Consider the following 12523-nt stretch of genomic DNA (forward strand, 5'->3'; position numbering starts at 1 on the left):
TCCGCTCGAACAGGCGGCCAGCGTCAGACAGAGGGCGGCGGCAGCGCCGACGAGGCATCGACGGCCACGGCACGATAAAGCGGGTAACATCCGATCTCCTGGTCCGAGGTACGCGCGGTCGCCCGAACGGTCGGGTCGCGCGATCGATGGGAAAATGTCCGCCCCGTCAGGTACCGGAGCGAAGAAACAAACATTTGTCTTCCGTGCTGGGAATCGTAGGACCGTGACATGTGACACGCAACAGCCTCGGAGCCGCTCGTGCCGCAGCCGGGCCCGTCCCGACACCGGCCGGATCGCGAGGAACGGACATGGCTGAGGAACGGACATGGCTTGCGCATCGAGCTTCGCCGCGTCCGCGCGGTCGACTGTCGGTCAGTTGTTGCGGAAGGCCGGCTTACGCTTCTCGACGAACGCGGCCATGCCCTCCTTCTGGTCGGCGGTGGCGAAGGTCGAGTGAAACATCCGTCGTTCGAACAGGATTCCCTCGGACAGCGGGATCTCGAAGACCCGGTTGACCGCCTCCTTGACCATCATGGCCGCCGGAGTGGACATGCCCGCGATCGTCGTGGCGACGGTGACCGCCTCGTCCAGGAGGGCGTCGGCGGCGACGACCCGGGAGACCAGGCCGGCGCGCTCGGCCTCCTCGGCATCCATCATCCTGCCGGTCAGGCACAGTTCCATCGCCTTCGCCTTGCCAACCGCCCGCGTGAGCCGCTGCGAGCCGCCCATGCCCGGCAGCACGCCCAGGGTGATCTCCGGCTGGCCGAACCGCGCCGTGTCGGCGGCGAGCAACACGTCGCACATCATCGCCAGCTCGCACCCTCCGCCGAGCGCGTAGCCGGCGACCGCCGCGATCAGCGGCTTGCGGACGCGGGTGAGCGCATCCCAGCCGGCGAACCAGTCGCTGGTGTAGACGTCGCTGAAGGACTGGGTCGCCATCTCCTTGATGTCGGCGCCGGCGGCGAACGCCCGCTCGGAGCCGGTGAGCACGATCGCCCCGATCGACGTGTCACGGTCCAGCTCGGCGGCCGCCGCCGTCAGCTCGTTCATGACCTGCCGGTTCAGCGCGTTCAGCGCCTTCGGGCGGTTGAGTGTGATCAGGCCGACGCCCTCCGCCGGCCGACTGATGATGATCGTCTCAGGCGTGGTCATCCGGTCTCCTCGGCCACGTTCGGCTGGTTCTGCTCGCTGCGCGAGTCCTGCTGGTGATCCACGGGTCGAGCCCGGCCGTGGCCGATCGCGGTGATGACCGCGGAGAAGTCCCTTCCCGGGCCGTCGGTGTCCACGAACGCTGCGTAGATGTCGGCGGCGGTCCGGCCGAGAACGGTGTCGACTGCCTGCGCGTCCGCCGCGGCCCGCGCGAGGTTCAGGTCCTTGAGCATCAGTCCGGACACGAAACCACCCTGGTAGTCCCGGTTCGCCGGACTCGTCGGCACCGGCCCCGGCACCGGACAGTTCGTGGTGAGCGCCCAGCACTGCCCCGAGGACACCGAGGCCACGTCGAACAGCGCCTGATCGGTCAGGCCGAGCGCGCGCCCGAGGGCGAAGGCCTCGCTGACGCCGATCATCGTGATGCCCAGCAGCATGTTGTTGCAGATCTTGGCGGCCTGACCGGCGCCCGGGCCACCGCAGTGGATGATCCGCCGGCCCATCGCCGCCAGCACGGTCGACGCGGCGGCGACCGTTGTCCCGTCGCCGCCCAGCATGAAGGTCAACGTCCCCGCCTCGGCGCCGGTCACCCCGCCCGAGACCGGGCTGTCACAGGCGCGCTGGCCCGCGGCGACGGCCGCGACAGCCGCGGCCCGGGCGTCGGCGGCGTCGATCGTCGAACAGTCGATGAACAGCGTCCCGGGGCCGGCCTTCGCCACGATCTCGGCGTAGCAGTCGAGCACGTGCCGCCCGGTCGGCAGCATGGTGACGACGGTGTCTGCCTCGGCGACCGCGGCCGCCGAGTGGGCGGCGAGGACGAGCCCGGCCTGCCGGGCCCGCTCCACCGCGGCCGGTACCGGGTCGTAGCCGATGACCTGCGCGCCCGCGCGGACCAGGTTGGCCGCCATCGGCCCGCCCATGTTGCCGAGCCCGAGAAAGGCGATGCGCCGGCCGGCCAGGTTCGGGCGCTCGCCGTCAGCGGTGCCGCTCATCGGGTCACCGTCCGGTGGGACCGGTCCAGGCCGAGGTCGAGATCACCGTGGGCGGGGACGGCGAAGAACCTCTCCACGGCTGCGGCGTCGACGTCGACGAGCGTCGCCGGTGACCAGTGCGGCGTGCGGTCCTTGTCGATGATCTGCGCCCGGATGCCCTCCGCCAGGTCAGGGGAGCGCAGGCAGGCGGTGGAGACCCGGAACTCCTGCACGAGTGCCGCATCCAGGTCCGGCAGGCCGGCCGCCCGACGCAGCGCGGCGAGCGTGACCTTGAGCGCGGTCGGGGACTTCGCCGCGATCACCTGCGCCGTCGCGGCCGCCTCCGGGTCGCCGTGTCCGCGCAGTCGCTCGAGGATCTCCTCGACGGTGTCCGCGGCATAGCAGGCGTCGATCCAGACGCGCCCGTCGGCGGGCTGCGCGTCCCCGGCGGGCGCCGCGCTGGCGGGCTCGACCAGGGCGGCGACGGCGTCGGCCGGTGGTGTGCCCGCCACCAGGGAGTCGAGCAGCTCCGGGAGCCTGGCGGCGGGAACCAGGTGGTCGGCGAGGCCGCCGGCGATCGCGTCCCGGCCCGAGAACGTCCCGGCGGTGAGGGCCGCGTGGATGCCGATCCGGCCGGGTATCCGGGACAGCAGCCAGGTGCCGCCCACGTCGGGCACGAACCCGATCCCGGTCTCCGGCATGGCGATCCTGGACCGCTCCGTGACGACCCGGACCGAGCCGTGCGCGGAGACACCCACGCCGCCGCCCATCACCAGCCCGTCCATCAACGCGACGTAGGGCTTCGGGTACCGGGCGATGAACGAGTTCAGCCGGTACTCGTCGGCCCAGAAGTCGACCGATCCCGTGCCGCCCGATCGGGCGTCCCGGTAGATGGACCGGATGTCGCCGCCGGCGCACAGCCCACGATCGCCGGCTCCGGTGACGACCACGCAGCCGATCCTGTCATCGGTGGCCCAGGCGTCGAGGGCCTCGGTCATCGCGAGCACCATCTCGTGGGTCAGCGCGTTGATGGCCTTCGGTCGGTTGAGGATGAGTCGTCCGACCGGGCCGTCGACCCGAGAGATCACCTCGGCGTCGCCCGCGGCCGACTCGCCGGCGGTGGGTCCGTCGGCGGTGGGTCCGTCGGCGGTCATCGGACCGCCGCCAGCATCGCGCGGGACACGATGACCCGCATGATCTCGTTGGTGCCTTCCAGGATCTGGTGTACCCGCAGGTCTCGCACGATCTTCTCCAAGCCGTACTCCGTGAGATATCCGTAGCCGCCGTGTAGTTGCAGCGCCTGGTTCGCGACGGCGAACCCGGCGTCGGTGACGAACCGCTTGGCCATCGCGCACAACTGGGTGGCCGTCGGATCGCCCTGGTCCAGCGCCCCGGCGGCATGCCAGAGCAGGGTGCGTGACGCCTCCAGCTCGGTGCCCATGTCGGCGAGGCGGAAGCGCAGCGCCTGGGCGTCGGCGAGCGACGCCCCGAACGCCTGGCGCTCGCTCAGGTAGCGCACGGTGCGGTCGAGGGCCGCTCGGGCCCCACCCAGGGAGCAGGCGGCGATGTTGAGCCGGCCGCCGTCGAGCGCCCGCATGGCGGTACGGAAACCCGAGCCCTCGGGTCCGAGCCGGTGGCTCGCCGGCACCCGGACGCCGTCAAGGACGACCTGGCGGGTCGGCTGTGCGTTCCAGCCCATCTTGGCCTCGTCCGGACCGAACGACAGCCCGGGGCTGTCCCGCTCGACCACGAAGGCGGAGATGCCCACCGGACCGCTCGCTCCGGTGCGCGCGAACACGACGTAGACGTCGGCGGCGCCGGCGCCGGAGATGAACTGCTTGACGCCGTCGATCTGGTAATGGTCGCCGTCCCGGCGCGCGCGGGTAGTGAGCGCGGCGGCGTCGGAGCCAGCCGCCGGCTCGGTCAGGCAGTAGCTGCCGAGGCGGGCCATCGTGCACATCTCCGGCAGCAGCCGCCGGCGAAGCTGGTCATCGCCGAGCTTGTCAATCAGCCAGGCGACCATGTTGTGGATCGAGATGTAGGCGGCGATGGACGGGCAGCCCGCCGCCAGCTCCTCGAAGATCACGACCGAGTCCAGCCGCCCCAGACCGGACCCGCCGACCTCCTCGGCAACACAGATCCCACCCATGCCGATCTTGCCGGCCTCGCCCAGCACGTCGACCGGGAAATGCTTGGACTGGTCCCACTTGACGGCGTTCGGGGCCAGATACTCGGCAGCAAACGCGCCGGCGGTCTCCCGCATCGCCCGCCGCTCGGGTGAAAGTATCTCCATCAGTCACCGTCACTTCATCGTCGGAATAACAAAGCTCGCCTGCTCGCGCACGCTCACGTCCGGCCAGCGGGAGGTGACCGTTTTCGTCTTCGTGTAGAAACGAATCGAGTCCGGTCCGTGCTGGTTCAGATCGCCGAAACCGGAGCGCTTCCAGCCGCCGAAGGTGTGGTATGCGATCGGCACCGGGATGGGCACGTTCACCCCGACCATGCCGGTGTTCACCCGGTGGGTGAAGTCGCGGGCGATGCTGCCGTCCCGAGTGAAGATCGCTACGCCGTTGCCGTACTCGTGCTGGCTTGGCAGTTGCAGCGCCTCCTCGTAATCCGCGGCGCGTACCACCGACACCACGGGGCCGAAGATCTCCTCCCGGTAGATCCGCATGGCCGGGGTGACCCTGTCGAACAGTGACGCCCCGAGGTAGAAACCGTGGCCGTGCTCCGTGCCCGCCAACGGGTTCTCGTGGCCGTCGACGACCAGGCGCGCGCCCTCGTCGACGCCGGACCGGATGTAGTCCCGGACCCGGGCGACCGCCGCCGCGCTGACCAGCGGGCCGACCTCGGTGGCCTCGTCGAACGACGGTCCGATCCGCAGCGCCCGCACCCGCTCGGCCAGCCGTTCGACCAGGGCGTCCGCGGTCGCCTCCCCCACCGGGACGGCGACCGAGATCGCCATACAGCGCTCGCCGGCCGAGCCATAGCCGGCGCCGACCAGCGCCTCCACGGCCTGGTCGAGGTCGGCGTCCGGCATGATGACCAGGTGGTTCTTCGCCCCGCCGAAGCACTGGGCCCGCTTGCCGTGCGCCGCGGCGGTGGCGTACACGTACTGCGCGATGTCGGATGATCCGACGAACCCCACCGCCTGGATCCGCGGATCCGTCAGCAGCGCGTCGACAGCGATCTTGTCGCCGTTGACGACGCTGAACACGCCGGGCGGCAGTCCCGCCTCCTCGAACAGCTCGGCCAGCCGCAGCGGAACCGACGGGTCACGCTCCGACGGCTTGAGCACAAACGCGTTACCGCAGGCCAGCGCGGGCCCCGCCTTCCAGAGCGGGATCATCGCGGGGAAGTTGAACGGAGTGATCCCCGCGACGACGCCGAGGGGTTGGCGCATCGAGTACACGTCGATCCCCGTGCCGACCGCATCCGAGTACTCGCCCTTGAGCAGGTGGGGAATACCCGTGGCGAACTCCATCACGTCCAACCCGCGTTCGATGTCTCCGTGCGCGTCCGGGATGGTCTTACCGTGCTCGGAGGCAAGGAGACGGGCCAGCGAGTCCTTCTCCGCGCGGACCAGCTCGATGAAGCGCGCCAGCACCCGGGCTCGGCGCTGCGGGTTGAGCCGGGCCCAGGCGGGCTGGGCCGCGGCCGCCGCCGCGACGGCGTCAGCCACCTCCGCGCGGGAGGCCAACGGCACCCGAGCCTGCTCCTGCCCGGCGCTCGGGTCGTACACGGGTCCGAATTGGCCGGATGTCCCGGCGACCGGTTTGCCGCCGATGTAGTGCGTGAGTTCTCGGATCACATCTGCCTCATTTTTCGATGGCACGCATGTGGCGCGCTTTGCCTGCGGTCGATGTCGTGTCAGGAACCTGGCTCCCGGCCAGGAGAAAATGTTCGCGCTAGATCATCAGAAATGGTGTGGCCAGGTTGCGAAGCGGCCAGCCGGATGCGGCGCCGACAAACGAGTGCCGAACCTCGGGTCATGCATCCAGGCCACGGGCTTCCACCCGGATTCGCACCCGGCTCGCCTGCACCGCGGATCTAGAAGGGAACCATAAAGTAGGACGACCTACCATGTCCAGCCATCGAGGGATGTTGCCGCTCTGAACCACGCCGGTCCGACGGACGGGGGCCTGGCGCCGGTGCCTTCAATGTATTCCACCAGCTCTGTGGAAATCTCCAGACCGCCGCCCCCGGATTCTGTGGATTCTCCATATCCGGGCGACGCCGAACTCCCTAACCTTCTCGGCATGGCTGGTCCTACCGATCCGACCGACAGTCCGGGAACTACCGCGGCACAGGTGCTCTGGGAGGCCGCGCGGCGCCACCCCGACCGCCCCTGCCTGACCGACCTCGATGAGCCCGCAGGCCCGTGCACGTTGAGCTACGCCCAACTGGCGGATCGGGTGGCAGCCATGGCCGGGGGGCTGCTCGGGCTCGGCCTGACACCCGGCGACCGGGTCGCCCTGCTGCTGTCCAACAGCGGGGCCTACGTCGAGGCGTACCTGGGGGCGATCGCGGCCGGGCTGGTCGTCGTGCCGCTCAACACCCGGCTGCTGGCCGACGACTACCGGCACATGCTCGTCGACTCGGGCAGTCGCGTGCTGGTGACCAGCAACGAGTTCGCGGCGCGCCTCCCGGACCTGACGCGGATCGCCGGCCTGAGGATAATAAGCACCGACCGGTCCGCCGGCTCCAACGCGCCTGCCGGGGGCGAGCTGGCGGAACTCGCGTGGCACGCCACACCGATCCGGACACCGGCGCTGCGGGCGGAGTCCGACCCCGCCAGTCTGATGTACACCAGCGGCACGACCGGTGCGCCGAAGGCCGTGGTGCTGAGCAACCATTCGTGGCGCAGCGTCGCCGAGACCGCGACACGGGTCCTCGGGTTCGACTCCGCCGAAGTGACGCTGCACGTCGCGCCGCTGACCCACGGAGCCGGCTTTTTGTTCCTGCCCACCCTGTTGGTCGGCGGGCACAACCTGCTGTGTCGTTCCTACGACGCGGGACGGACCCTGGACCTGTTCGACGAGTACGACGTGACCCAGGTGTTCCTGGTCCCGTCGATGATCAGGATGCTGCTGGACGCGTGCACTCCGGGTCGACGGCCGCCGGCCGCGTTGCGCCAGCTCTACTACGCGGGGTCGCCGATCGACGCGGAGACGATGTTGGAGGCGACGGACCTCTTCGCCGGGCGGCTGGTCCAGTCGTTCGCCCAGATGGAATCGCCCATGTTCTTCACGGTTCTCGACCAGAAGGACCATCTGCGGGCGCTGGCCACCGCCGGCTCGCCGCTGGTCCGCTCGGCCGGCCGGGTGCTGCCCGGGGTGACGCTGAGCATCGTCGACGACGACGGCCATCCCGTGCCGGACGGTGAGCCCGGGGAGATCCTGGCCCGCGCGCCGCAGACCATGACGGGGTACTGGGGACGGCCGGCGGACACCGCGGCCACCCTCGCCGACGGCTGGCTGCACACCGGCGACATCGGCTACCTCGACCGCGACGGCTACCTCTACGTCGTCGACCGGAAGAAGGACATGATCGTCACCGGGGGGTCGAACGTCTACGCCCGCGAGGTGGAGGAGGTCCTCATGGGGGTACCGGGCGTGCGGGATGCGGCCGTGATCGGGCTGCCGCACCGGATCTGGGGAGAGGCCGTGACCGCCGTCCTGGTGTCGGCGGACGGCCGTCGGGACGACGACAGGGTGCTCGCCGCGTGCCGGGCCCGGCTCGCCGGCTACCGGGTGCCGAAGCGGGTGATCTGGGTCGACGAACTTCCCCGCAACGCCTACGGCAAGGTGCTCAAGCGGGCGCTACGTGACCGGCACTGCGCGCCGGAGCCGTCGGAGCGCGACGTGAAACGGTGAGTGGTGAGGTTACCCGTTCGGTGCGTTCGGCTTCTCCCGGGGACGGGCCGAACGCACCGAACAGATCCGCGACAGGGCGCCGATCCGGCCGAACCGTTCGGCACTCAGAGCACCGTGTACCCACCGTCCACAACGAAGGTCTGACCGGTGATGTACGAGGAGTCCTCGGAACTGAGGAACAGCGCCACGCCGGCGACCTCCGAGGCATCCGCGATCCGCCCCTGCGGGATCGCCTGCCGAAGGCTCTGGATCTTGTCCTTGGGCAGGAGGCGGCTCATTGCGGTATCGATGACGCCAGGCAGGATCGCGTTGACCCGGATGCCCTGCCCGGCATACTCCGCGGCGGCGGTCTTGGTGAGCATGACCAGACCGCCCTTGCTGGCGCAGTAGGCCGACATGTTGGGGAACGCAACCTGGGCCGCGATCGATGCGGTGCTGATGATCGACCCGCCTCCCGAGGCCAGCATCACCGGGATGGCGTAGCGCATGCCAAGGAACGGACCCTTGAGGTTGATGCCGATGACCCGGTCCCACTCCGCTTCGGTGTACTCATCGATGGGCGTTTGGTCACCGTCGATTCCTGCGTTGTTGAAGAGGATGTCGAGCCGGCCGAAGGCCGACCGGGTCGCGTCGACCAGCGCCTCGACGTCGCTCGCCTTCGAAACGTCCGCGTAGATGGCGAGTGCCTCGCCGCCCAGTCGCTTCGCGACGTCCTCCTGCCGGCCGGAGATGTCCGCGAGAACCAGCCTGGCTCCCTCTCGGTGGAATAACTCCGCGGTGGCTTCCCCCATGCCTGATCCCGCACCCGTGATGATGGCGACCTTGCCGATGAGCCGTCCGGACACCGTGAACCTCCCGTGAGCATCGGCGAATCCCCGCTCGGACGACCTGCGGAGCGAACGAACGGATCATCGCTACAGTACATAACAAACGATCGTTTTTTGACGATATCGACGGCTCCCGAAGCTGTCAACGGTCCGTCCGGCAATCGGGTGCCTCGGCTGCCGATGCCGAGGAATCCGCAGACCAGCGCGCCCGTCCTCCGCCTCAACTCGACCCCTTGACGCGCCATCACCACACGTCTACTCTTACTAAAACAATCGGTTGTTTCTCACCTCTGTGCCTACGAGTCCGTCGTAGGCGATCTTCTGGCGCATCCGGCACGCAGCGAGTCCGAGACGAGGCGATGTGGCATGGCTCAGGGTTCCATCGAGGCCCGGCTCGACCGACCCGCAGCCAATCAGCCCAGAGCTGACAGGGCAGTAGTTAGTCGAGCGGTATGGCCGCGACATGTTCAACGACTTCGACTTTGACGATCCGGCCTTCAACGATCACATGTTCGATATCCTGGACCAGGTGGTCGCGAAGTGCCCGGTGGTCCGGAGTAACGCCGGAACGGGCTACTGAGCTTTTTCGATCTCGTTTTGACTGAATCATCCGCGAATTCCATGCGGGGCTTTCCATGGATTCGCCGGAAGATCGTCCGATGGGGAGGCTTATGCGGAACCTGTTGAAGTAGCGGCGAGAAACAGAGAAGTCCCCCGCAGCCTGCTCGCGGCCGCCTGGACGTTCGCCTGAACCTGGAGCAACTTCCTCATCCTCGACGGCACCGTGGTACGTACCCACCGGATCCGCGCCCACAACCGGCTGTACTACTCCGGCAAGCACAAGCACCACGGAGTCAACCTCCAGGGCCTGATGGACCCCTACGGCCAGATGATCTGGATCTCCGACGGGCTGCCCGGCTCGACCCACGACCTCACCGCCGCCCAGACCCACGACATCCTCCCCACGATCAACCGCGCGGAGACGATCTACCTCTACGCCGACAAGGGCTACGTCGGCGGCGAGAGCGACCTCCTCCTCGTCTCTCGTAAGAAACCCGCGAACAGCGAGCTGCCCGACGACATCAAGGAGCACAACCGCGTCCTCGCGGCTACTCGCGCTCCCGGTGAGCGTGGCTTCGTGGTCCTGAAGAACTGGCGCGTCTTCAGCCGCTTCCGCAGCCGCCCACGCCGGGTCGGCGCATGCACCCAAGCCGTCTTCGTCCTCGAACAGGAAGGAACCCACAAGAACCGACTCTGAAAATGCTCACATTGTAGTCGGATATTTACCGAAAGTCACCGAACTGGGAATGGCCGTCTCCACCACTGTGGCGGCGCGTCCACCCGTACCCGCGACAACACCCTCACCATGTCGTCGGCGGGGTGGTCACGGTGAGACGAAGGTTGAGCTCGCCGGTGATCGGACGCCGGGAGGCGACCGGGGTGGTTCGCGCAGGTCGTAGGTGACTCCGGTGAGCCGCTCGGACTCCCCCCAGAGCCGACGCCGCCGGCCGAGGTCGCAGGCATGCGCGCTGAACGCGGTGACGACGGGTGGACCGGAGCTGTGGAACAGGCCGTCGGGGCCGTAGTACCCGCCGCCGCGGGCATCCGGGTCGACCGCGGCCCGCACCGGTGCCAACGCGCCGACCTGCGGACTCTGGATGAGCCACGACATCACCGGTGCCATCCGCGCACCCATGAACATCCGGACCGGGGGCGGAAGGTGGCGGGCCAGCTCGGTTCGGGCGATGCCCGGATGCGCGGCCACCGCGATGGTCGGCGCGCCGGCCTGCGCGAGGCGACGTTGCAGTTCGAGGGTGAACATCACGTTGGCGAGCTTCGAGTCCGGGTAGGGCCGGCGGGAACGTCGCTCACCCGACGGCCGGCTGTGCAGATGCTCGACGTCGATGCGCCCGTATCGGTGCAGGAGGCTGCTCACGGTGACGATCCGGGATCCCGCTGTTGCCAGCAGCCGGTCGAGCAGCAGACCGGTCAGGGCGAAGTGGCCGAGATGGTTGATGCCGAACGTCGGCTCGAAGCCGTCCTCGGTGTGGCCCGGGGGTGGACGCATCACCCCGGCGTTGTTGATGAGCAGGTCCAGGCGTGGGTGTGCCGCCCGGATCCGTTCGGCCGCCGACCGCACGGAGGCGATCGAGGCGAGATCCAGCTGCTCCACCCGGACAGCCCGCTCCGCCCGGCGGTACGGCGTGGGGATACCGGCCCGGATCCGGGCCGCGGCCCGTCGGGCCCGGGCCACATCGCGGCAGGCCAGGACGACGGTGGCGCCGTGCTCGGCGAGCATCCTCGCCGTCTCGAAGCCGATGCCGGAGTTGGCGCCGGTGACGACGACGGTGCGTCCACGCTGATCGGGCACGTCGGCCACGGTCCAGCGTGCGATGTCAGTGCTACGAACCTTCATCACTTCCTTGCGGTCGAGGTGGTCAAGGTGGTGGAGGTGGTGGAGCGGCCGGTCACCGCGGTTCCAGCAGGACCAGAGGGATCACCCGGGCCGTCTTCGTCTGGTAACCCTCGTACCGGCTGCTGCCGGCGATGACGCGAGGCCACAGCCGGTCGCGTTCCGCCGGCGTGGCCACTCGGGCCGTCATCGGCTGCCACGGGCCGCCCCTGACCCGTACCGCCACCTCCGGATTCGCACGGACGTTCAGAAACCAGTCCGGATGGTGATCATCGCCGGCCCGTGACGCGGCCAGGACGATGGTCGATCCCTCGCGCAGCGGCGAGGTCACCATGAGGGTGTGGGGGTTACCCGTGCGGCGCCCCGTGGTGGTCAGTTCCAGGACCGGCATCCCACCTGCCCGCCATCCGAGCCGGCCACGGGTGACCTTCAGAAGAACCCGATGCAGAGTGTTGAGCATCCTCAGTGTCCGAGTGCTCGGCATACCTCGCTCCTCGTTTCATCTTCGTCCTGCTCCGGCTTTACGTACTCGGCGGCCCCAACCCGCGTCCGTTCGGATGCCCCCTGAATACTGCCGCTGGACGAGGTGAGCGGCGACGCCGGCGGCACTCCCCCACCGACCGATCGACCGCTCGACGCCGACCAGACATCACCAATCCAGGCAATTGCCGGCTACCAGCGCAGCAGGAATTCCAGGTGCGCACCTCCGCCCGTCGGCCAGCGGGAAGGGCGGCCTTTCCCGAAAACAGCGGCAATAGAATACTGTGATCCGGGCTGCGGTGAAGATCGGATCGACCACCCCGGATCGGGGAGGCGGTAACCCTGAACGGGACGCACCTGCCCCCCCGACCCCCACGTGCCATCCGTGCAGTACTGCGGGCCGATGGCGGGCCGACTGCGGGCCGACTGCGGGCCGGGCCGGTCAACAAGCTGTCGAGTTGCGGACGCGGTGGGTGTCAAGGAGGTCACAATCGTGGTTCGCCGGGTGCCCCCGCAGTCCCTTGACCTGGGAATGGCCGCAATGTCAACCATGTCAGGTGGCATGTGCGGATTGCGCACGCAGCTCACCACATCGACACATCAGGGGTGGCCCCCCGTCATCCCGGACAGGGTGTCGCGTACCGTTTTAGCTTCCCGCATGATCGCCGACCCGGGGATGGTTCCCCCCAAGGAGCTCATGTCTCTGCCGACGGTTCACTCGACCGCGAGCCGGCGCTTCCGAGTCCACCCCCGCGTCCCTCCGTGGACCCGCCGGGTCCCGCGCCCGTGAGCGACACAGCCGCCGTA

General features: G+C 69.0%; 11 protein-coding genes. 2 read left to right on the plus strand and 9 right to left on the minus strand.

Annotated elements, in window-relative coordinates:
• Positions 1-372: 372 nt before the first annotated feature.
• Genes NBZ83_RS04505 through NBZ83_RS04525 form a run of 5 tightly spaced genes read right to left on the minus strand, consistent with a single transcriptional unit; the run spans position 373 to position 5931 of the window.
• A complete protein-coding gene (locus NBZ83_RS04505; protein ID WP_261566267.1) occupies positions 373-1152 on the minus strand; it encodes an enoyl-CoA hydratase in 780 nt (259 codons plus the stop codon).
• Positions 1149-2141, minus strand: a complete 993-nt coding sequence (gene mmsB / locus NBZ83_RS04510; protein ID WP_261574384.1) for a 3-hydroxyisobutyrate dehydrogenase — start codon at positions 2139-2141, stop codon at positions 1149-1151. Before mmsB ends, NBZ83_RS04505 begins: the two co-directional genes overlap by 4 nt.
• Positions 2138-3274, minus strand: coding sequence for an enoyl-CoA hydratase/isomerase family protein (locus NBZ83_RS04515; RefSeq protein WP_261574385.1), 1137 nt, complete (start codon positions 3272-3274; stop codon positions 2138-2140). Before NBZ83_RS04515 ends, mmsB begins: the two co-directional genes overlap by 4 nt.
• Entirely contained in the window at positions 3271-4413 is a 1143-nt protein-coding gene (locus NBZ83_RS04520) for an acyl-CoA dehydrogenase family protein (RefSeq protein ID WP_261566264.1), read from the minus strand. The genes NBZ83_RS04515 and NBZ83_RS04520 overlap by 4 nt, the downstream gene beginning before the upstream one ends.
• A 9-nt stretch (positions 4414-4422) precedes the next feature.
• On the minus strand, positions 4423-5931 hold the full coding sequence (locus tag NBZ83_RS04525) for a CoA-acylating methylmalonate-semialdehyde dehydrogenase (RefSeq protein WP_368861793.1): 1509 nt from the start codon (positions 5929-5931) through the stop codon (positions 4423-4425).
• Positions 5932-6379: 448 nt separating this feature from the next.
• Here NBZ83_RS04525 and NBZ83_RS04530 point away from each other — a divergent pair, with 448 nt between their 5' ends.
• Positions 6380-7996 carry a class I adenylate-forming enzyme family protein gene (locus NBZ83_RS04530; protein WP_261574386.1) on the plus strand — a complete coding sequence of 539 codons (1617 nt, stop codon included), beginning with the start codon at positions 6380-6382 and terminating at the stop codon, positions 7994-7996.
• Positions 7997-8100: 104 nt separating this feature from the next.
• Here the strand turns inward: NBZ83_RS04530 and NBZ83_RS04535 are convergent, their stop codons facing one another.
• Positions 8101-8841: an SDR family NAD(P)-dependent oxidoreductase gene (locus NBZ83_RS04535; protein ID WP_261566262.1), complete on the minus strand. Its 741-nt coding sequence runs from the start codon at positions 8839-8841 to the stop codon at positions 8101-8103.
• Between the two features lie 421 nt (positions 8842-9262).
• A complete protein-coding gene (locus NBZ83_RS04540; RefSeq protein ID WP_261566261.1) occupies positions 9263-9622 on the minus strand; it encodes a hypothetical protein in 360 nt (119 codons plus the stop codon).
• Here NBZ83_RS04540 and NBZ83_RS04545 point away from each other — a divergent pair.
• Positions 9608-10081 (plus strand): transposase family protein, encoded by a 474-nt coding sequence (locus NBZ83_RS04545; RefSeq protein WP_261574387.1) that lies wholly within the window; start codon positions 9608-9610, stop codon positions 10079-10081. The two genes, NBZ83_RS04540 and NBZ83_RS04545, sit on opposite strands and share 15 nt — an antisense overlap.
• Positions 10082-10207: 126 nt before the next feature.
• On the opposite strand, the gene NBZ83_RS04550 is transcribed toward NBZ83_RS04545, so the two are convergent.
• Complete coding sequence (locus NBZ83_RS04550; RefSeq protein ID WP_261574388.1) at positions 10208-11239, minus strand: oxidoreductase; 1032 nt, start codon at positions 11237-11239, stop codon at positions 10208-10210.
• Positions 11240-11291: 52 nt separating this feature from the next.
• Positions 11292-11720 carry a nitroreductase/quinone reductase family protein gene (locus NBZ83_RS04555; RefSeq protein ID WP_261566258.1) on the minus strand — a complete coding sequence of 143 codons (429 nt, stop codon included), beginning with the start codon at positions 11718-11720 and terminating at the stop codon, positions 11292-11294.
• Positions 11721-12523: the final 803 nt, after the last annotated feature.

Source organism: Frankia gtarii, from assembly GCF_025403375.1.
GTDB lineage: Bacteria > Actinomycetota > Actinomycetes > Frankiales > Frankiaceae > Frankia > Frankia gtarii.

Coding starts and splice junctions, on each gene's coding strand:
- NBZ83_RS04505 (WP_261566267.1), bottom strand. CDS start 1,152: ATGACCACGCCTGAGACGATCATCATCAGTCGGCCGGCGGAGGGCGTC.
- mmsB (WP_261574384.1), bottom strand. CDS start 2,141: ATGAGCGGCACCGCTGACGGCGAGCGCCCGAACCTGGCCGGCCGGCGC.
- NBZ83_RS04515 (WP_261574385.1), bottom strand. CDS start 3,274: ATGACCGCCGACGGACCCACCGCCGACGGACCCACCGCCGGCGAGTCG.
- NBZ83_RS04520 (WP_261566264.1), bottom strand. CDS start 4,413: ATGGAGATACTTTCACCCGAGCGGCGGGCGATGCGGGAGACCGCCGGC.
- NBZ83_RS04530 (WP_261574386.1), top strand. CDS start 6,380: ATGGCTGGTCCTACCGATCCGACCGACAGTCCGGGAACTACCGCGGCA.
- NBZ83_RS04550 (WP_261574388.1), bottom strand. CDS start 11,239: ATGAAGGTTCGTAGCACTGACATCGCACGCTGGACCGTGGCCGACGTG.
- NBZ83_RS04555 (WP_261566258.1), bottom strand. CDS start 11,720: ATGCCGAGCACTCGGACACTGAGGATGCTCAACACTCTGCATCGGGTT.